This window comes from Claveliimonas bilis (assembly GCF_020892095.1).
In the GTDB taxonomy this organism is placed as follows: domain Bacteria; phylum Bacillota; class Clostridia; order Lachnospirales; family Lachnospiraceae; genus Claveliimonas; species Claveliimonas bilis.
This window is the reverse complement of record NZ_AP024845.1, coordinates 1,122,283-1,143,029: the sequence shown is the minus strand read 5'-3', so window position 1 is coordinate 1,143,029 and position 20,747 is coordinate 1,122,283. Positions and strand designations below refer to the sequence as shown.

Genomic DNA, 20,747 nt, shown 5'->3' with positions numbered 1-20,747 from the left:
GAAAAAGGCTTGAAAATCAAGGGGATATGAAATATAATCAGAAATAGCCGAGTAAACTGAAAAATCATGAAAAATGCCCGAAAGGGCGGTTGAATAAGGAGGACATTCAAAATGGCAAAAGCTAAATTTGAAAGAACAAAACCACATTGTAATATTGGTACCATCGGCCACGTTGACCATGGTAAAACAACTCTTACAGCAGCTATCACAAAAGTTCTTTCCCACAGAGTATCTGGTAACGCAGAGGTTGCATTCGACAACATCGATAAAGCTCCGGAAGAAAGAGAACGTGGTATCACAATTTCTACAGCTCACGTTGAGTATGAGACAGAGAAACGTCACTACGCTCACGTAGACTGCCCGGGACATGCTGACTACGTTAAGAACATGATCACAGGTGCTGCTCAGATGGATGGAGCTATCCTGGTTGTTGCTGCTACAGACGGTGTTATGGCTCAGACAAGAGAGCACATCCTTCTGTCTCGTCAGGTAGGTGTACCTTACATCGTTGTATTCATGAACAAATGTGATATGGTAGATGACGAAGAACTTCTTGAATTAGTAGAGATGGAAATTCGTGAACTGCTTGATGAATATGAATTCCCGGGAGATGACACACCGATCATCCAGGGATCCGCTCTGAAAGCTCTGGAAGATCCAGACGGAGAGTGGGGAGATAAGATCATGGAGCTGATGGATGCAGTTGATTCTTATATTCCAGATCCACAGCGTGCTACAGATCAGCCGTTCCTGATGCCTGTAGAGGACGTATTCTCTATCACAGGACGTGGAACAGTTGCTACTGGTAGAGTAGAGCGTGGTGTTCTGCATGTATCTGACGAAGTTGAAATCGTTGGTATCCATGAAGAGAAGCAGAAAACAGTTGTAACAGGTGTTGAGATGTTCCGTAAGCTGCTTGACGAGGCTCAGGCTGGTGATAATATCGGTGCTCTGCTTCGTGGTATCCAGAGAACAGACATCGAAAGAGGTCAGGTTCTTGTTAAACCAGGTTCTGTAACATGCCATACAAAGTTTACAGCACAGGTTTACGTTCTGACAAAAGATGAAGGTGGACGTCATACTCCATTCTTCAACAACTATCGTCCACAGTTCTACTTCAGAACAACAGACGTAACAGGTGTTTGCAACCTGCCGGACGGCGTTGAGATGTGCATGCCTGGTGACAACGTAGAAATGTCAATCGAACTGATTCACCCAGTTGCTATGGAGCAGGGACTTCGTTTCGCTATCCGTGAAGGCGGACGTACAGTAGGATCAGGACGTGTTGCTACAATCATTGAGTAATCATTGATAGGAGTAATATAAAAATTCACCCTCAGAGAGCTATGCTTTCTGAGGGTTTTTGACTTTGCAATGCTGTTTAAAAGGAGGGATTCCATGAAAATCGCGCAGATACAGTCCCGTGTTTATAATGATAAGAAGAAAAATGCAGAACAGCTGAAGCTGTATCTCGAAAAAATAAAATCGGAGAGACCGGATCTTGTAATGCTGGGGGAAATGTTTAACTGTCCCTATGAGACAAAGCAGTTTCCGCTTTATGCAGAGGAAGAAGGCGGGGAAACATGGAAGATGTTAAGTCATCTTGCAAAGGAATACGGGATTTACCTTGCAGCAGGCTCTGTCCCGGAAATTGCAGAGGGGAAGATATACAATACTGCTTATGTCTTTGACAGAAATGGGAAGCAGATTGCGAAGCACAGGAAAGCGCATCTCTTTGACATTCAGGTCGAGGGCGGTCAGCATTTTAAGGAATCAGAAATATTGACGGCGGGGGATAAGTGCACGGTATTTTCTACAGAATTTGGAAAAATCGGACTCTGTATCTGCTTCGATTTCCGTTTTCCGGAGCTGGCAAGGATGATGGTACTTGGGGGAGCGAAAATGATTCTGGTTCCGGCAGCTTTTAACATGACAACAGGACCGGCGCATTGGGATGTAATGTTCCGCGGCCGGGCTGTGGACAACCAGTGTTTTGTGGCAGGTACTTCCAGTGCAAGAGATACAGGAGCCTCTTATGTTGCCTGGGGGCATACCCTTCTGGTATCTCCATGGGGAGATGTCATTGAAGAGATGGAGGGAGAAGAAGGATATATTATCCATGACGTTGATCTGAAAGAAGCAGATAGTATCCGGCAGCAGCTGCCGCTTCTTTCAGCACGCCGGACGGATATATACCAGAGCGAAAATGGAGCAGAATTTTAATGATAAAAAATTAACGAAAAAATCGAAAATATAAACTGCATATTTGGACAGTTTTCATCTTGCTTTTTGAATAGAAAGTTCTATAATAAAATTAAATTGATAAATAATTAACAATAAAAATTGTAGGAGGGTGTTACTATGGCAAGATTAAGACTGATGCGTGCTCCGCAGAAATATGTGCAGGGAAAAGATTCTCTTTTGAGTTTCTATGAAGAGATGAAAGAGCTGGGAAACAAATGGCTGTTTATTTGTTCAAAAAGCGGACATAAAATGTGCCATGACAAGATTGAAAAAAGTTTCGGCACTGCAGATGACAGCAGGTGCTATGAAATCTTTGGCGGTGTTTCCAGTGTCGGTGAAATTGAAAAAATGAGAGCGATTGTCCGTGAGAAGGGGATCAATGTTGTAGTTGGCGTGGGCGGAGGTTCGGCTATAGATACGGCCAAGGCAACTGCTTACTATGAAAAGCTTCCGGTTGTCATTGTTCCTACTGTTGTGGCAACAGATGCCCCCTGTACCGGCCTTTCTGTTATTTATAATGACGATGAGACTTTTAACAGTTATCTGTTTTATCCGAAAAATCCGGAGGCAGTTATTGTGGATAGTGATATCATTGCCAAGGCGCCCGTGAGATTTCTGGTTGCCGGAATGGGAGATGCTCTGGGCACTTATTTTGAGGCCAGGGCCTGCCAGAGGACAGATGCCCCCAGTCTGGAATTTGGAGGGATTACAAGATCGGCTATGGCTCTTTGCGGTCTGTGTTATGAAACATTGAAAGAATACGGGGCAGCGGCAAAACATGCCTGCGAAAATCAGGTTGTTACTCCTGCTCTGGATGCGATTATCGAAGCGAATGTATATCTGTCCGGTGTCGGTGCAGATAACGGCGGTCTGGCTGTAGCTCATTCCTTCTACAATGGACTGACAGCTCTTGGCGGACACAGCGCTCCTCATGGAAATTGTGTGGCATATGGCACTTTGGTACAGCTTGTTCTGGAAGGGGCATCCAAAGAAGAATTTAAAGAAGTGCAGGATTTCTGCATGGAAGTAGGGCTTCCGATTACTCTGGAAGAGCTTGGAGTTACAAAGAAAGAAGAAATTGAGGTAATTGCGAAGAATGCATGTGCAGAGGGAGAATCCATTCATAACATGGTAGCGGATGTAACGCCGGAGCAGTTATATGATGCGATTGTTGCGGCAGATTCTCTTGGAAGAGCCAGAAAATAAAGGAAATAAAATTCCGGCTGTCAGGAAGACGGCCGGAACTGTATACGGGGAATGTACTGTGGAAGGAGTTTCCGGCGCAGTGCATTCCTTTTTATATTTGTGCCAATAAACACACCTTGAGATTTGCCGGATGATTCGAAACCAGTGAGGCTATAGCGCATATCCACGGTATCAAAACGAAGATGGCACTGTCCTGTATTAAGGATCCCTTTTGACCGGCAGATGTCTCCAAATTCTCCCCGGACAAGCTGCTCTAAAAAGAGAAGAAGAGCAGAGCTGTTTTCCAGAGAAATGCCGGATAGAGTGAAGCTGTCAAGATCAGACTTTGCCTCTCCTTTATTTTCTATTATATTTCCGCTGAAGTCCGTTTCCAGAAGACTTTCCCACCAGGAAGAGTCAAGATAAGAATAATGCTGGACCTGTATCCTGGCATCCGGCGCTGTCTTTTGAACTTTTTGCACAAATTCGTCGGTTTCTTCAGGTGTATGGAAGTCTCGTTTGGATATTACAATGGTTCCGGCAGATTTCAATTGATCTTGAAAAATTTCCTCATAGTCATGCATATAGCGGTCAAAGCAGTTGGCATCCAGAATAGTCACGGGGCGAAGCAGAGTGATACGCTCATATTCGATCTGCCGGATATTCTGGATGACATTGCTTAGCATACCGACGCCTGTAGGTTCCACAATGAGATACTCCGGATCCAGAGTGTTGGCAATGGTCAGGATGGAAGATGCGAAATCTGCTTTCATTGTGCAGCAGATACATCCTTCTGTCATTTCCCAGATATTTAGTTTTTCGTTATCCTGGAGAAAGGTTTCATCCATATTTGTCTCGCCGTATTCGTTTTCCATGACAACAAAATCACGGTCCAGTTTGCGGGACATCTCTTTTATAAAGGTGGTCTTTCCGGCGCCAAGAAATCCGGATACGATCAGTATCTTCATGTGTTATAATCCTCCATGGGGCAGTTAATCTTCGATTTTTACAACTGGTTTGATCAGATCCTTCGGTTTGTCACGCATCATGAACAGAGCTTCTTCCAGATGTTCCCAGCCTTCAAATACGTGGGATACAAGAGGATGTACGTCAAGTTTTCCGGCAGAGACAAGTGCGCCCAGTTTTTCCATACGGAGACGTCCGCCTGGCATCAGTCCGCCGTTGATCTGTTTGTGTCCCATGCCGACGCCCCATTCAGCGCGGGGGATGTTTACATAGGTTCCGCTTCCGAGATAATTTACATTTCCGATTTTTCCGCCTGGTTTCAGGGCTTTAACAGCGGATTCAAACGTTTCGCATCCGCCTCCGGCAACGATCACCTTATCTACGCCTTTTCCTCCTGTCATGGCAAGAACCTGATCTTCTATAGTTCCATCTTTATAACTGATAAAATCAACAGCGCCGTATCCTTTGGCTGCTTCTACACATGCCGGGCGTGTGCCGACTGTGATGATCCTGGATGCACCTCTTAAATTTGCACCCGCAACAGCCATAAGGCCGACCGGGCCGATTCCGATTACAAGAACGGTATCTCCAAACTGTACATCTGCCAGTTCTACGCCGTGGAATCCGGTAGGAACCATATCAGACAACATACATGCGTCTACCGGAGTAATGTTGTCAGGCAAAAGTGCGAGATTGCCGTCGGCATCGTTTACATGGAAATATTCGGAAAATACGCCGTCTTTAAAGTTGGAGAATTTCCATCCTGCAAGCATTCCGCCGGAGTGCATGGAGTATCCTGCCTGGGCTTCCAGAGAGTTCCAGTCAGGTGTAATGGCCGGAACAAGAACACGGTCTCCGGGTTTGAAATCCTTTACAAGAGAGCCTACTTCTACAACTTCAGCACAGCATTCATGTCCAAGTATCATATTGTGACGTTCTCCGATGGCGCCTTCCCAGAGAGTGTGAACATCGGATGTACAGATGGCAACTGCCAGTGGTTTACAAATGGCATCCAGTGGTCCAAAGTCAGGTTTTTCCTTTTCGATCCAACCGGATTCCCCGATTTTAAGCATTGCATAGCCTTTCATATCGTTCCCTCCTTTTACTTTTTGAAATTGATAATTTATCTCATTATAACAGGACGCCTATGAAAAGTAAATAAAAAACAGAAAATTAACAATAATTTATTAAATTTGTAGAAAATATATCAAAAATATTAAAAAATTTTGAATATATAAAGGGAGATATGGCTGAGCAGCCAGCATAAAAGAGAGATCCCGATTGTGAAATAAAAGAGTATCCCTGCCAAAAGAGTATAGAGATTCAGACAGGTAAGGATAACTGGAAGAAGGCAGATCAATATCATGAGCATAGAATAAGGAAGACGCCCGAAGGAAAGAAGAAAAGAATTTTTTATAACAGCAGACAAAGAGAGAGTATAGCGGGCAATCAAAGCATAAGCATAAAGGCTCATAGATATGACAAAAAATTCTATAATGAAGAGAAAAACAAAAAGTATATTGCCAAGAAACGCAAGATCCATTTGCCAGATGATCAGAAAATCAGCGGTCAGGATCAGCTGAAGAAAAAGGGAACCAAACCAGAGAGCAGTTCCCTGTTTGAAATTGTTTTTAAAAGCATAAAAAAACTCCCGGGCAATATAACTTTCATTCTTTTGAATGAGTTTAAACATAACAGAATAGAGGGCGGCAGTAGAGGCGCCCATAGTGAACAGCGGAATGGAAAAAATAATCCAAAGTATGTTGAGAAGAAAAAAATCGGTTATGCGGGAAAGAAAACGAAAAATAATGTGATCTGTTATGATTTTCAAAATATACACCTCTTAGTTCCTGCAGCAGTTTCCCTGGAATTTTATGGGTGACATTATGATGGCGGCAGATTGTTCCGCGCTGCGTACTTCCACAATCCTGTCCTGACATCGTATATATTGTACCAAGCCGCTAGCGCGGCGGCTAGCCCTAAGTACGTGAAACCACCACTTTTTCAAAAAAAGTAGCAGTTTTTGAATATATGTTGTATTGTTAAGTTACCACACGAAACATCCCACATATACACAAAAACTTCTATGCTTAGTTTACCATGGATTTTCAAACTCAACAACTACATATTTTATCTTTTTCCAAGACCACCCCCTTGAAAGCACTTTCTCTCATTGATTAAATTACATTCTTTCAAGGAGGTTCCGTCATGGACTATTTCAAAGTTTACCGGGAGATGCTTTCTCTCCGGGGTCTTACTGACCATACTGTAAAATCTTATTCCACTTACATCCGCTCTTATCTGGATTACCTTCAGACTGTCCTCTGCAAACAGCCAGAAGACGTTTCCTGGGAGGAACTCCGGGAGTATATCCGCTGGCTGCAGAAGAAGCGTTCCCTCTCCGACCGTACCATAAACGCCTGTATCTCCCAGCTGCGTTTCTTTACCATGTTTGTTCTCCATAAGCCCTGGGACATCACCCGGCTCCCCATGAGGAAGTTTGATTCTTATCTGCCCTTTGTCCCTTCCCGGGAAGAAATGCAGATATTCCTTTCTTCTATTACCGACCCGAAATTTAAAGCGCTCCTCTGCCTTATGTTTTCTGCCGGGCTTAGGATCGGTGAAGTCCGCCATTTAAAATGTTCCGATATCGAACACTCCAGAAACAGGATCCTGGTCCGTAACGGAAACAGAGGCCACCTTCTCCGCACGGGGGAAAAAGCCCGGTGACCCAAAACGGGAGATCACCATCAGCCACGAAGAATTTATCCGCCGGTTCCTGATGCACGTGCTCCCCGCCGGTTTCCAGAAGATCCGGTATTATGGTTTCCTTAATAACCGGATGAAATCCAGAAACCTGAAAATAATCTTCCGGATCCAGGGCGGCCAGAGATTCCGGCAGCGTTATGCCGGGCTGTCCATGGCAGAACTGCTCAAGGCGGTCTGGAACATTGACCTGTCCATCTGTCCGGAATGCGGCTGCGCTTCCATGCAGCAGCTGGGGAGGAGTTATGCTCCTTTCCCATAAGCGAAAGTCCTTTTCATACGGTTTTTTAAAGGACTCCCTCTGGAAGACCTGCGAAGCATGCCCGGAAATCCGTTTTCCGTTAGAAATTTCCCCCAGTCTTACCGTTTTTCACAGGAAATGGGAACTTTCTCGGCCCTCCGGAAAGATACAATCCCCATAGGTCTACCAGCTGACCGTCCGCGGCCTGGTACAATTGGAAAGAATCACATTCAGAGCAGTTTTATCTTTTGTATAGAACTGCTCTTTTTGTCTGCTCTGAATCTGATACTTTCCTAATGAATTATCTCATAATCAAATACTATTTACGGCTTCCCCGCGCTATTTTCTTCGGATACCATTTTTGAAACCATACAGTAAATATCCCCATAATTGCCGGAAGTATAGAGTTGATAATACCGATATAGCTTCCTGCGTCCGTACACATAATGAAATATGTCCAAACAGGTGTAATTAAGTAAAGAATACCCCATGCGGCAGTTAAGATGCGATTTGTCTTGATAAACATGGGATTTTGCAACGCGCTTTCCCCACCATAATCATTCATAGAATATTCTGCGGAAAGCGGTATTTTCAAACAAGCAGATAGACTCCACATGATACCAAACGCGAAATAAGATAAGGGTGTTACAATAACTGCCGGCAAGTTGATAAGCAACAATATGGAAAATATGCTTACCAATGCGCCGGAAATTACATCATAAACTGTTTTCTTGGTTTTATAGAACAGCAAAGGCAATAAGCAGCAAACAAAAATACTAATCATGCTTCCCCAAAACGCGTGGATATTAGCAGCTATCCAAAACACAATCCACGGGATTAAAACATAGCGCATATCTGTTTTTCCATTTGGTGTTGGCTTATCTTTTACTATATCTGCCTTTTGGTGCTGGTTAAAATACTCATCCCATTTCAGCATGAAGTCAAAATCGCCTTCGACAGAATATAAATGTTTCATTAAAGCGGCAGAACCTTCGATTTCTCCGGCAGCAATCGATTGCCATACAGAAAAGGGCGTATGAATTACAGTTGTTGGCTTTTTATGAAACTGCTCCACAACACGGCTCTCTGCTTTTCCCAGGATTATACGGTAACGCTTTCCGATATCCGTATAATCCATATCCAAAATGATATCTGTTCCGCGATACGCCGTCGGATTATAAAGCGCGGCCATTTGTTTGGTAAAGGTTAGTGAAGCATATTCCTGCCCGGCCTGCTGAACAACGGCAAGATATTCGTCTGTACGGTTTGATAATTCCGGTACTCTGAAAAGTTCGCCTTCTCCGCAAAATAAAGTAGTATAGTTTCCTTTGCCGCAAATCTTGTCAAATTGCGCTGTTACACTATCGTAATTTGACTTTGGTGTATAAAATCCGCAAGTAGAGATTAAAAGGATTTTCTTTCCGCTCATATCATATCTGGGAGGATGGCCGCCGTTTTCTGTATCAGACTCCATAAAAGGCAGCGATAAAGGAAGCTGCCGGTCGATTACGGTTTTTAGCTTTCCGGGCAAACTGAAATAGTATAAAGGGAAGCTCCAAATTGTCAGATCAGCCCACAACAGCTTTTCAAGGACTGCTTGCATATCGTCGCGGATGCAACATTGCCCGGGGGTGGTTTTCCAACAGGAAAAACACCCTAGACAGGGGTTAATATCCATTTTCGCAATATCAAGCCTTTCGATTGCAGGCAAACAATCTTTCTGCGAATCGCAGACTCCCTCTAAAAAGGCGTTTGTGAGCCGGAGTGTGTTGCTTTGTTCCCCCTTCGGGCTTCCATTTATTACAAGAACATTCATTGTTATTCCTCCAACCTTTCCAAAAGGTGAATACAGCTTTCCGTCCAATCAAGATACATTTGCATATATCGTTTTCCAAAATCCACGGTCATCTGCCAAAATAACGCGTTTGGCTTATCCGGTATCATTTCTTGATAGGAGTCAATCGAATGATCTGCCACTTGAAGATTGTTCAAAAGGCCACGGTATTCTTTCTTGAGTTTTTTGAAAAAGTTTAAGCTATTTGAAATAGGTAATTCCCCCATAAAAAAAGTTCTCATCAAAGTGGGAGAGCGCATATCTACATCTACATCTGGTTCCGACAACCACCGCAACAACTCTTTCCGTCCTTCAGCTGTGATAGAGCAGATATTCTTATTTGGCTTCCCGTCTTGTTCAACAGCCCGTTTCTTAATCCAGCCGTTTTTTTCTAACACCCCAATTTCACGATAAATTTGGCTGGTCTGTACTGTCCAGAAATAGTTTAAGGAGTTCTTAAAAACTTCTCGGATTTCATAACCGCTCATATCCCCGTAGTTTAGCAATCCCAGTATTCCGTGTTTCAGCATGATAAAGTTTTCTCCTTTAGTCTTATATTCCACTTGTTGAATAGTGTCAAGCGTCTTTGCTAAATAGCCTGCAAGCAGTCTCTTTTTTCCCTGCGGAGTCCTCCTATATGGTATAATAACCACATCGTGGTTATTATACCTGCGCATAAAGCGGTTTCTGCGGAACCGCAGAAATCCGCTGCGCATCCGCCCGGGGCAGCCGTAACTGCGGCAGCAGTTATGGTATAATAACCACATCGTGGTTATTATATCTGCGTGATTCACGGTCTGAAAAGTAAAAATTGATTACGAGGAGGATGAGAGAAATGGAGAGTGGAAAAATTATACAAGTGGAGGAAAAAGTGCCATTTCGGCTTTTGGTTCCGCTTAGTATTCAGCACATGTTTGCTATGTTTGGGGCGTCGGTCCTTGTACCCTTTATGTTTGGAATCAGCCCGGCAGTTGTATTGTTTATGAACGGTGTGGGCACACTTTTATTTATCGCTATCACAAAGGGAAAGGCGCCTGCCTATCTGGGGTCGAGTTTTGCCTTCCTTGCTCCGGCTGGGCTGGTGATCGATAAAATGGGATATGAGTATGCGCTGGGCGGATTTGTGGCAGTCGGATTCTGCGGCTGCGTTCTGGCGCTGATCATTTATAAATTTGGATGTGATTGGATTGACGTTGTACTGCCTCCGGCTGCTATGGGTCCGGTGGTGGCTTTGATCGGTCTGGAGCTTTCCGGTTCTGCAGCAAGCAATGCGGGACTTTTGGATGAAAAGATCAGCACCAGCAATATCATTGTATTCGGAGTAACATTGGGAGTTGCTGTATTTGGCTCCATCCTATTTAGGAAATTCCTTTCTGTTATTCCGATTCTGATTGCTGTCATTGCCGGATATATCGCCGCTATTTTATGCGGGATTGTAGACTTTACCGCCGTTTCAGAGGCATCTTTATTTGCACTGCCTAATTTTATGCTTCCGAAATTCAGTGCAGAAGCTATTATTACAATCTTGCCGGTTATTCTTGTGATTACATCTGAGCATATCGGGCATCAGGTTGTTACCAGCAAGATCGTGGGAAGAGATCTTCTGCGGGATCCGGGGCTTCACCGCTCTTTGCTGGGGGATAATTTATCTACAATGCTTTCCGGTCTGATTGGCGCGGTCCCGACTACAACATATGGAGAAAATATCGGAGTCATGGCAGTAACCAAGGTGTACAGTGTAAGAGTCATTGCCGGCGCCGCGGTTCTGTCTATTATCTGCTCCTTTGTCGGCAAACTTTCCATGCTGATCCAGACAATTCCGGGACCGGTTATCGGAGGGATATCCTTCCTTCTTTACGGAATGATCGGAGCATCCGGTATCAGAATCCTTGTAGATTCCAGGGTGGATTACGGGCGGTCCAGGAATCTGACACTGACCAGTATTGTATTTGTGACAGGCTTGTCCGGAATTGCGGTAAATATCGGAAATATCCAGCTTACCGGCATGGTTCTGGCATGTATTGTAGGTATGATATTAAGCCTTATTTTCCACCTGCTGGATAAACTGAATCTGACAAATGACAGGGAATAGCGGTGTTAAATAAATCCGGCTATTTATGCCGGAAAAAAGAATAAAACAAGAATAAAAATTTCTCCGGCTGCAGAACCTGTAAAGAGAAACAGTACAGACAGGAGGCTTTTCATATGCTGGAGGAATTGAAAAAAGAAGTTTATGAGGCAAATATGCTCCTTTTGCAGTACGATCTCGTGACATTTACCTGGGGAAACGTAAGCGGGATCGATCGGGAAAAGGGGCTTTTTGTTATTAAACCAAGCGGAGTAGAGTATGGACAACTTGCTCCGTCAGATATGACAGTTGTGGATCTGGAGGGAAACAGAATAGAGGGAAGATACCGGCCTTCTTCCGATACGGCAACCCATGCGGCGCTGTACCGGCGATTTCCGGAAATAGGAGGCGTGGCTCATACCCATTCTGTCTGGGCGACCAGCTGGGCACAGGCGGGCCGGGACATTCCATGCTATGGGACGACTCACGCAGATCATATTTACGGGGAAGTGCCTTGCGTGAGAGAACTGACTCCAAAAGAAATTGATGAAGATTACGAAAAAAATACCGGACTTCTGATTGCGGATGAATTTTCTCTCCGTAATATAGGCTACCTGGCAACCCCGGCAGTGCTGTGCAGAAATCATGGACCGTTTACCTGGGGGAAAAATGCCGGAGAGGCTGTATATCATGCGGCGGTTCTGGAAAAAGTTGCCAAGATGGCGGCTCTTTGTGAATGGATCAATCCCGGAAATGATCCGGCGTCTCAAAATCTGCAGGACAAACATTATTACAGAAAGCACGGCGAAGAAGCATATTACGGACAAAGAGAATGAAGGATGGAAAAGAGAAAGGAGCGGCAGGGGGATTAAAGCTCCACACCTGCCGCAATATCTTCCAATACCTCTTCTACGGAATCTGTTACATAGGTGGAATAGTATGCAATGCCGGGAGCAGCGCTTGACATAGAATAACTTGTACCCGCCAGCTGCAGCATTTCCACATCGTTATACTGATCTCCGAAGGCGATGCATTCCTCCGGTTTTATGTGCAGATGATCCATAAGAACCTGAAGGGCGATGCCTTTGTTTGTGCCTGGCGCGATAAAGTCCACCCAACTGTTTCCGGAAGTGACAATCTTTATTTCGGAAGAAAACAGTTGTTTCATATAAGCTTCGCAGTCAATACTTTTCTCAAAATGAAGAACGGCTATTTTCAGAAAAGGCTCAGGCACATCTGTTTTAAGGTTTTCTACCTGCATAACATCGAATTTCATCTCATCCAGAAGATAATGTATGAATCTGGGATCGGAAGAATCTGTATAGAGAGTTTCCACTCCTGATACAATACAGTTGCAGCCCGGATAATTGTGGACAGCATCGATGATGCGCATGGAAAGGTCGTGATCTATGGATGACCGGGAAAGCATCTGGCCGTTGTGGATACACAGAGAGCCGTTTTCTGCAATATAGGAAATGCGATCGGCAAAAGGTGCAAAAAGCCTCCTTAAGTTGTTGTACTGTCTTCCGCTGGCAGCAGTAAAATGGATGCCATTGTCGAGAAGTTTTTCGATCAGCTCTATCGCCTGCCGGCTTACTGTCTGTGCACCTTTTTGAAGTAGAGTTCCGTCAAGATCGCTGGCTATTAATTTTATCATAGTTCTGTTACACTCCTTTAAGATAGACATTGCTATTCATACAGCAAGACATTATAATGAAGTTGGGATCAAAAGCCCCAACCACTTTTGAGCAAGCTCATGTGGGCCGGGACCTTTTGAGCCTGGGATCATTATAATATAAGAGCAGAAATTTTTAAAGCAAAGATTGGAGACGAGGACATGAAAATAGGAATAGGAAACGATCATTCAGCAGTAGACATGAAAAATGAAATCGTGAAGTTTTTACAGGATCTTGGCTATGAAGTAGTAAATTATGGGACAGACTCCACCGAGAGCTGTCATTACCCGGTATATGGAGAAAAAGTTGCAAGGGCTGTGGTATCCAAAGAAGTGGATCTTGGAATTTTGATATGTGGTACAGGTGTCGGAATATCTCTTGCAGCCAATAAGGTGAAAGGTGTAAGAGCAGTTGTGTGCAGTGAGCCGTACACAGCAAGATTATCAAAACAGCACAATAATACCAACATTCTTGCTTTTGGCGCAAGAGTCATCGGCATTGAGCTTGCGAAGATGATCATAGAGGAGTGGCTGAATGCAGAGTTTGAGGGCGGCCGGCATCAGGAACGTATCGATATGATCACGGCGATTGAAGAGAGGGAAAGATAAAAAATAGAAGCAGAAACAGTAAAAGTAAAAGGAAGCAGACCACATGGTGATTTGCTTCCTTATTTTATTCTTGGGAAAAACCCCGCTTAACACAGTGCTCCATCACTGATTCCATCTGGGGGGATACCCATTTGTTCCGATGGTACAGGAGCTGTTTCCACACTTCGATTTCCAGGTCTTCCACGGGAAGAAGAACCAGCTTTCCCTCGGCAACTTTTTTTGCGGTTACATAATCCGGAAGAAGAGAAATTCCAAGGTTTTGTTCCAGTAAAGCACAGATAAGATCTGTGCTTCCGATTTCCAGAATAGGATGAATTTCCAGAGACATCTCTGCCAGTCGCTCATCCAGAAGGCGGCGGTAGCTCATTCCCTTTTCTGTCAGGATAAAAGGATGGCTGCAAAGATCCCGGACAGAAAGCTTTGCTCCGAGGGGAAGGGGATACCCGGCGCCGGCTGCAAAGTGTACGCCTACTCGTTCTTCTTTTACGATCACATATTCTGTATTGTAGATATGGCTGTCCAGGGTGAGAACAAGATCTGCCTCGTTGTGGTCTACGAGCGTCAACATTTCACCGGTTCCGGCGGTGATAATTTTCAGTGCAATCTCAGGATAATTTTTTTTAAAAGAAGCATAATTTTTGCTGAAAATGGAACTGCACAGAGAATCTGCCATTGCCAATCTTACATGACCGCGGATGGTTCCTGTTTCCTGCATGTTTTCCTGAAGTTCCAAAGTCAGTTTGTTGACTTTGTGAGCGTAATCCAGGACTTCCCGGCCTTTTTCAGTTAAAGCTATGGTGTGATTGACACGTTCGAATAACTGGGAATTTAATTCACGCTCCAGCTGTCTGATCTGAAAGGAGACAGTGGACTGGGAAAATCCCAGCTTTTCGGCTGCTTTTGTAAAACTGTTCAGTTCGGCTACATAGATAAAAGTTGTCAGATTTTTGATATCCATTCTGTTACCGCCTTTACCATCTAATTTTTAGATTCATATCATTATAATTATTAATTTTACAGATGTTCCTTTCTATTATATACTATGGGGAAGAGAAAAACAAATACAGTGTCATTCAATAATGGTGCGAGAGAGAAAGGATACATATAATGGAGATTTTAAACGCGGCCGGTCAGGCGGTTGTGCGATTTTTTGAAACAATTTATGCGATGTTATGGGGAGATATTGTAACTATCCCTCTCCCGGGAGGAAGCAGTCTGGGATTATCGCTGCTGGTTATTATCCTCGTTCCGGCAGGCATATATTTTACAGTACGTACTAAGTTCCTGCCGTTTCGACTTTTTCCGGAAATGATCAGGGTTACGGTGGAAAACAGGACTTCTGCAGAACAACATGGAATTTCCGGTGTGCAGGCGCTGATCGTATCTACGGCTACCCGGGTAGGAATGGGGAATCTGGTAGGAGTTGTTGCGGCTATATCAGCAGGAGGCGCCGGAGCAGTATTTTGGATGTGGGTTATTGCCCTTCTTGGATCGTCTACAGCATTTGCAGAAGCGACTCTGGCCCAGATATATAAAGAAAAAGATCCTCTCTATGGAGGATATAGGGGAGGGCCGGCTTACTATATTCATGCTTTGTTTATTACAAATAGGGGGAGCAAAAGAAAGAAATCTGTGATAGCAGTTCTGTTTGCTCTTTCCGGTCTTCTTTGCTGGTGCGGAATCAGTCAGGTCATCGGAAATTCGGTTTCGTCTGCATTTGACAATGCATTCCATATCCCGCCTCTTTACTCTACCGTTGTACTGGTAGTTTTGGCGGCTGTGATCGTTCTTCGGAAAAATGCGACAGTAAAGGTACTGGATATCATGGTGCCTGTTATGGCAGCTTTGTATTTTATTATTACTATTTTTATCATTGTCATAAATATCCCGCAGCTGCCGGCTGTGTTTGCCAGAATTTTTGAGGAAGCGTTCGGGATCCGTCAGGTGGCGGCAGGAGGGTTTGGCGCAGTTTTGATGAACGGAGTGAAAAGAGGGCTTTTCTCCAATGAAGCAGGATCCGGATCAGCTCCCTGTGCAGCGGCGGCAGCGGATATCAGCCATCCGGCGAAAGAGGGGCTTCTGCAGGCTCTTGGAGTATTCATTGATACTCTGGTGATCTGCACCTGTACTGCAATGATCATGCTTCTGACTCCGGAGGAATTGACAAATGGTCTGCAAGGAATGGATCTTCTGCAGACGGCCATGAGTTATCATCTTGGAGAATTTGGAGTCATATTTATTGCTGTGATTTTGTGGCTGTTCAGTTTTTCTACCTTTATTGGGATTCTGTTTTATGCCCGTTCCAATGTAGCCTACCTGTTCGGAGATGGTTGGAGATCACAGACTCTGTACAAGATACTGGCGCTTGTTATGTTGTTTGTAGGAGGACTTGCAGCTTATACTTTTGTGTGGGATCTGGGAGATACAGGCATCGGACTGATGACAATATTCAATATGATCGCTCTTGTTCCGCTGGCGAAAGAAGCGGTAGGATCTTTGAAAGATTATGAGAGAAAGAAAAAAGAATTCCGGTAATAACTAAAAGGAGGGTGTCCCAAAAGTCACGAAGTGACTGAAAGGACACCCGACTATAAAAAAGGAGAACGGCGTTGTAACCGTTCTCCTTTTTCCCTTATTATGTGATATAATAAGGTATGCTCACATTTAAAGATTATACTATGGATCAGTTACAATTACCACTGTCTTTTGAAGATTTTATACCGGAAAATCATCTGGTGCGGGTCGTAAATACAATCGTGGACAGTCTGGACCTGTCTCCACTCTACGACAGATACAAACAGGGTGGCTGCCCTGCTTATCACCCACGGATGATGCTGAAGGTTATGATTTATTCTTATTCTCAGAAAACATACTCTTCCCGCATGATCGCAAAAGCTCTTCGCGAAAATATCAACTTCATGTGGATCGCTGGAGGAAACAAACCGGATTTCCGTACGATTAACCGTTTCCGCCTGCAAATGAAAGACATCATAGAAGATATTTTTTACGAAGTTGTCAGACTCCTGATCGATAAAAAATATATCAAGCTGCAGAATTACTTTTTGGATGGAACAAAGATTGAAGCCAATGCCAATAAGTATTCTTTTGTATGGAATAAATCTGTCCGGAATTATGACCGGAAACTGGACGAGAAGATCAAGGCTCATCTCCGGGAGATCGATCGGATCGTAGCGGAAGAAAACCGGATCTACCTGGAAGAGGATCTGGAGGAAAAGGGGGAACATACCCGGATCACAGCAGAGCAGGTGGCTACTGTTGTAGAAAGTATAGACAAAAAGCTGGAACGGGAGCCGGAAAATAAGCCGTTAAAGAAAAAGGCCAGGGAATTTAAAAAAGATATCCTGCCCAGGAAACAGAAATACGAAAAATTCCTGGAAACATTTGAAGGAAGGAACAGTTACTCCAAAACAGATCATGACGCTACCTTTATGCGTATGAAAGAGGATGCCATGTTAAACGGCCAGTTGAAACCAGGGTATAACATCCAGATCGGGACAGAAAACCGGTATATCGTAGGTTTTACTATCCACCCCAATCCCACAGATACCAAAACACTGATCCCTCATCTGCGGCATCTGAAGGAGAAACTGGGGAGGCTTCCGGAAAACATCGTGGCAGATGCAGGATACGGGAGCGAAGAGAACTACGAATATTTAGAAGAAAATCAACTGGGCAATTATGTGAAATATAATAAGTTTCATTGGGAAAAGAGACGAAAGAACCGAGAGAACCCCTATTTACCGGAACATTTACCCTACGATAAAGAGAGAGACTGTTTTCTGTGCCGGAATGGAAAACATTTGGAGCATGTAGGGAACCGAAAATATGTAACGGAAGCTGGATATGAAACCCGTAGAGATTATTACCGGTGCGAAGACTGTGGAGGATGTCCATATGCAGGGGAGTGTAAAAGCTCAGATCAGCCAAAGACCATAAAGTTATCGCACCGATTAAATGAGTTAAAGAAACAGACGAATGAAAACCTTTGTTCCGAGAAAGGACTGGAGCTGCGTTCACAAAGAGTGGTGGAAGTAGAACAGACCTTTGGAAGGCTCAAAGGCTGTTGGTCGTTCCGACGATTTCTTCTCCGTGGGAAAGAGAAGGTAAAAATAGAGTGGGGACTATTATCAATCGCGCATAATATCACAAAAATGGCACTGGAAGGATAAGGACCAGTGCTGTTTTTAGATCTTAAAGCGTTTTTTTGATAAAAGAAAAGGATGTCCCTTTTCTATAAATCTAAAAATTCATAGTTTTGGGACATCCTCTTTGTTGCGTAAGTCGTTTTTTTAAAGTCCTGCCAAATGCAGCAGAATGCCTGAGATAACTGCAGCAGCGTAGAGAAGTACAACAAATTTGAGACATTCTTTTTTGCTGCCGTTTACCTTAAAAAGAACGATCAGTCCGATTCCGGCGTTGGTACAAAGGCCTGCTATCACAGAAGCAAAGGAGAGAGCGCCTCCCAGATAAAGTTCTGTTAAAAGGACAGAAGCGGCGCAGTTGGGGATAAAACCAAGAAGCGCGGCCAGGAAGGGCTGAAAGATGCTGCCCTGTAAAAGGAAGGAGGAAACGGACTCCAGACCGGCAGCCTCAATGACAAAAGTGAGGATTCCGGTAAAAACAAAAATATAGGCAAACAGCTTTACAGTATGATTCAGAGCCGGGCGGATAATGCCATGATGGTCATGGCAGCCGCAGTGGTGGCACAGATCACCGATTTCCTTTTTTGTACAGATGAAACGGGCAAAGAAAATATCGGCCAGATATCCTGCAATAACCGCGATAATTACCTTTACAATGAGAAGAAAGAAAATATCCCTCTCATAGCCGGGATGGGCCATGAGGATAAGAAGCGCTTCGTCTGATGTGGCAAGAAATACAGCCAGGAGTGTGCCAAGAGAAACGACTCCGCCTGCATAAAGGTTGGCTGCCATGACAGAGAAGCCGCATTGAGGTATACAGCCGAACAGAGCGCCTACAATGGGACCTGCCTTTTCCAGTTTGATAAGGGTCTGCCGGATCCATGAGCTGGAGTAGTGCTCCAGCGCTTCCAGGAGAAGGAAGGCGACAAACAGGAACGGCAGCATACGGATCGTATCATTTACAGTGTGTATAAAAACGTGTTCCAGTAATTCCATGTAAACTCCTTTTGAATCAAAACTCACGATATCTTGAAAATATTAGCAAGTTTCATGGGAAATGTCAAATAAAAGTTAGATGAAACGAACTATATTTTTCTGGTATATCCGGCCAGCCATTGTTTCTCTTCTGATGTCAGATAAGGAGAAAGTGTCTCATAAACTTTCTTATGGTAGGAGTTAAGGATTTGCCGTTCAAAATCACTGATGAGCGAAGGATCTAGGGCGTCCAGATCTATGGGGGCCAGAGTGAGAGGCTCAAAGCACAGGAAAGTTCCATAGTCTGTCCTTTCTTTTTCCAGACACAGCAGTTCGTTTTCCAGACGGATCCCATGTTTGCCGGAGATGTAGACGCCGGGTTCATCGGTGGTGATCATGCCGGCACGTACCGGTACAGGATCTGTGCCGCTTCGCATTCTCCAATTGAAGCTGTTTGGTCCTTCGTGTACGTTTAATAAATGCCCCACTCCATGTCCGGTGCCGTGGAGATAGTCAAGACCCTGCTGCCACAGGGGAGTTCTTGCCAGAGCATCCAGGTTCTGGAAGCAGACTCCTTCCGGAAATACTGCAGACATAAGGCTTAGCATACAGCGAAGAACCAGGGCGAAATGCTTCTTTTCCTCAGCGGTAAGGGGACCGAGGGCAAAGGTGCGTGTAATGTCAGTGGTTCCTTCGATATACTGACCTCCGGAATCCACCAGGTAAAGGCCCCGGGCTTTCAGAGGAATATCTGTCTCTTTTGTGACCGCATAGTGGACAATAGCTCCATGAGGGCCATAACCGCTGATAGTCTCAAAACTAAGCCCCAGGCTCCCGGGAGCGGCTTTTCTTAGTCCATCCAGATAGGCTGCAGCGCTGGCCTCGGTGAGAGGGCAGCCGTTTTGGATCTGTTCTTTCAGCCATTTCATAAAACGGACCATGATAACGCCATCTTTGATATGGGCCTTTTTGCTCCAGGAGATCTCGGTTTCGTTTTTCGCAGCCTTGAAACCGGTAACCGGATCCGGGCTGCACAAAATAGAAGCGCCTCCCTCTTTCAGAATATGAAAAAGAGTATAATTAAGCTGGGATTTTGAAAGCAGTACGCTGCTGTTGCTATAGTGTCTGATGAAATCATAAACGGAATCATAGGGAAGGATCTGAACGTCCTGCCTTTCGATATACCGGCAAGTGTCCGCATCCAGTTTTTCCATGTCTGTAAAAAGAAACGCCTTCTCTTTTTCAATGACTGCATAAGACAAAAAGACAGGATTATAGTCCACATCGCTGCCTCTTAAGTTAAAGAGCCATGCAATCTCATCCAGTGCGCATATGATATGGGTGTCTGCGTCTCTTTTCACCATTTCCTGGCGAAGAGCCGACAACTTGGAGGAGACGGACTGCCCCGCATAAGTTTCTTCATAAATCCAGATTTTTTCTTTGGACATAGACGGCCGATTTTCCCAGATAGTGGATGCCAGGTCAAGAGAAGCATCCAGGCGGATTTGTTTTTTTGCCAGTGTCTCAGCCAGTTCCTCACCGGCAGAGGCGGAAAGCGTCCGTCCGTCAAAGCCGACACAGCTTCCGGCGCTTAAGCGGGAAGTCAGAAATTCTTCGACGGAAGGGACTCCCGGCATCTGCATTTTATAGAGTGTGATACCGGTGCCATTAAGCTGCTGCTCCGCCTGAAGAAAATAGCGCCCGTCTGTCCAAAGGCCCGCCTCATCGGGCAGGACCACAAGGGTTCCTGCCGATCCTGTAAATCCGGACAGCCATGCACGGAATTTAAAATGCTCTCCTACATATTCAGAGAGATGATAGTCGGCGGTGGGAATGTAATATGCAGATAATTGCTTTTCTGCCATGACGCTGCGAAGCAGAGCCAGGCGCTGATTGATGATCGTATTCATTAAGAGGCCTCCATTTCTTTGCTGTCATTTTCACCTATAAATAGACCATAACACCGGATAAGAGGAAAAGTCAAGGGAGCGGACAGCCTGTGATCAAGCTGTACGCTCCCT

General features: G+C 44.6%; 18 protein-coding genes and 1 pseudogene. 10 read left to right on the top strand and 9 right to left on the bottom strand.

What is annotated here, in order from left to right:
• The first annotated feature begins 111 nt into the window (after window positions 1–111).
• From tuf to EUBC25_RS05700, 3 genes are all read left to right on the top strand, one after another.
• Window positions 112–1,305, top strand: coding sequence for an elongation factor Tu (gene tuf, locus EUBC25_RS05710; RefSeq protein ID WP_230107208.1), 1,194 nt, complete (start codon window positions 112–114; stop codon window positions 1,303–1,305).
• A gap of 93 nt (window positions 1,306–1,398) precedes the next feature.
• On the top strand, window positions 1,399–2,223 hold the full coding sequence (locus tag EUBC25_RS05705; protein ID WP_230107207.1) for a carbon-nitrogen hydrolase family protein: 825 nt from the start codon (window positions 1,399–1,401) through the stop codon (window positions 2,221–2,223).
• A 138-nt stretch (window positions 2,224–2,361) separates the two neighbouring features.
• Window positions 2,362–3,450, top strand: coding sequence for a glycerol dehydrogenase (locus EUBC25_RS05700; RefSeq protein ID WP_230107206.1), 1,089 nt, complete (start codon window positions 2,362–2,364; stop codon window positions 3,448–3,450).
• Window positions 3,451–3,470: 20 nt separating this feature from the next.
• On the opposite strand, the gene EUBC25_RS05695 is transcribed toward EUBC25_RS05700, so the two are convergent.
• The 3 genes from EUBC25_RS05695 to EUBC25_RS05685 form a co-directional block, all read right to left on the bottom strand.
• Complete coding sequence (locus EUBC25_RS05695) at window positions 3,471–4,397, bottom strand: GTP-binding protein (RefSeq protein ID WP_230107205.1); 927 nt, start codon at window positions 4,395–4,397, stop codon at window positions 3,471–3,473.
• A 24-nt stretch (window positions 4,398–4,421) separates the two neighbouring features.
• Window positions 4,422–5,483 carry an NAD(P)-dependent alcohol dehydrogenase gene (locus tag EUBC25_RS05690; RefSeq protein WP_230107204.1) on the bottom strand — a complete coding sequence of 354 codons (1,062 nt, stop codon included), beginning with the start codon at window positions 5,481–5,483 and terminating at the stop codon, window positions 4,422–4,424.
• Window positions 5,484–5,611: 128 nt separating this feature from the next.
• The gene (locus EUBC25_RS05685) at window positions 5,612–6,226 is read right to left on the bottom strand and encodes a YesL family protein (RefSeq protein ID WP_230107203.1); all 615 of its coding nucleotides are present in this window, start codon (window positions 6,224–6,226) and stop codon (window positions 5,612–5,614) included.
• A gap of 377 nt (window positions 6,227–6,603) precedes the next feature.
• On the opposite strand from EUBC25_RS05685, the gene EUBC25_RS05680 reads away from it, so the two are divergent.
• Window positions 6,604–7,125: a tyrosine-type recombinase/integrase gene (locus tag EUBC25_RS05680; RefSeq protein WP_230107202.1), complete on the top strand. Its 522-nt coding sequence runs from the start codon at window positions 6,604–6,606 to the stop codon at window positions 7,123–7,125.
• Window positions 7,073–7,423 (top strand): annotated as a pseudogene (locus EUBC25_RS15135) (transposase); the annotation flags it as partial. The gene EUBC25_RS05680 and the pseudogene EUBC25_RS15135, both read left to right, overlap by 53 nt.
• Window positions 7,424–7,721: 298 nt before the next feature.
• On the opposite strand, the gene EUBC25_RS05665 reads toward EUBC25_RS15135, so the two are convergent.
• Window positions 7,722–9,218 carry a flavodoxin family protein gene (locus EUBC25_RS05665; RefSeq protein WP_230107200.1) on the bottom strand — a complete coding sequence of 499 codons (1,497 nt, stop codon included), beginning with the start codon at window positions 9,216–9,218 and terminating at the stop codon, window positions 7,722–7,724.
• Between the two features lie 2 nt (window positions 9,219–9,220).
• Window positions 9,221–9,766 (bottom strand): PadR family transcriptional regulator, encoded by a 546-nt coding sequence (locus EUBC25_RS05660; RefSeq protein ID WP_230107199.1) that lies wholly within the window; start codon window positions 9,764–9,766, stop codon window positions 9,221–9,223.
• Window positions 9,767–10,071: 305 nt separating this feature from the next.
• Here EUBC25_RS05660 and uraA point away from each other — a divergent pair, with 305 nt between their 5' ends.
• Both uraA and EUBC25_RS05650 read left to right on the top strand, forming a co-directional pair.
• Window positions 10,072–11,328 (top strand): uracil permease, encoded by a 1,257-nt coding sequence (gene uraA / locus EUBC25_RS05655; RefSeq protein WP_230107198.1) that lies wholly within the window; start codon window positions 10,072–10,074, stop codon window positions 11,326–11,328.
• A gap of 113 nt (window positions 11,329–11,441) precedes the next feature.
• Window positions 11,442–12,140 carry an L-ribulose-5-phosphate 4-epimerase gene (locus EUBC25_RS05650; RefSeq protein ID WP_304999999.1) on the top strand — a complete coding sequence of 233 codons (699 nt, stop codon included), beginning with the start codon at window positions 11,442–11,444 and terminating at the stop codon, window positions 12,138–12,140.
• Window positions 12,141–12,172: 32 nt separating this feature from the next.
• Here the strand turns inward: EUBC25_RS05650 and EUBC25_RS05645 are convergent, their stop codons facing one another.
• Entirely contained in the window at window positions 12,173–12,961 is a 789-nt protein-coding gene (locus EUBC25_RS05645; RefSeq protein ID WP_230107197.1) for an HAD family hydrolase, read from the bottom strand.
• 180 nt (window positions 12,962–13,141) lie between these two features.
• Between EUBC25_RS05645 and rpiB the strand changes: the two genes are divergently transcribed.
• Window positions 13,142–13,588, top strand: a complete 447-nt coding sequence (rpiB, locus tag EUBC25_RS05640; RefSeq protein WP_230107196.1) for a ribose 5-phosphate isomerase B — start codon at window positions 13,142–13,144, stop codon at window positions 13,586–13,588.
• Between the two features lie 64 nt (window positions 13,589–13,652).
• On the opposite strand, the gene EUBC25_RS05635 is transcribed toward rpiB, so the two are convergent.
• Entirely contained in the window at window positions 13,653–14,546 is an 894-nt protein-coding gene (locus tag EUBC25_RS05635; protein WP_230107195.1) for a LysR family transcriptional regulator, read from the bottom strand.
• A 149-nt stretch (window positions 14,547–14,695) separates the two neighbouring features.
• Here EUBC25_RS05635 and EUBC25_RS05630 point away from each other — a divergent pair, with 149 nt between their 5' ends.
• Window positions 14,696–16,123, top strand: a complete 1,428-nt coding sequence (locus EUBC25_RS05630; RefSeq protein WP_230107194.1) for an alanine/glycine:cation symporter family protein — start codon at window positions 14,696–14,698, stop codon at window positions 16,121–16,123.
• Between the two features lie 119 nt (window positions 16,124–16,242).
• On the top strand, window positions 16,243–17,778 hold the full coding sequence (locus EUBC25_RS05625) for an IS1182 family transposase (RefSeq protein ID WP_230107193.1): 1,536 nt from the start codon (window positions 16,243–16,245) through the stop codon (window positions 17,776–17,778).
• Window positions 17,779–17,898: 120 nt separating this feature from the next.
• On the opposite strand, the gene EUBC25_RS05620 is transcribed toward EUBC25_RS05625, so the two are convergent.
• Together EUBC25_RS05620 and EUBC25_RS05615 are read right to left on the bottom strand one after the other, a co-directional pair.
• Window positions 17,899–18,747, bottom strand: coding sequence for a putative manganese transporter (locus EUBC25_RS05620; protein ID WP_230107192.1), 849 nt, complete (start codon window positions 18,745–18,747; stop codon window positions 17,899–17,901).
• Window positions 18,748–18,836: 89 nt separating this feature from the next.
• Window positions 18,837–20,636 carry an aminopeptidase P family protein gene (locus EUBC25_RS05615; protein ID WP_230107191.1) on the bottom strand — a complete coding sequence of 600 codons (1,800 nt, stop codon included), beginning with the start codon at window positions 20,634–20,636 and terminating at the stop codon, window positions 18,837–18,839.
• Window positions 20,637–20,747: the final 111 nt, after the last annotated feature.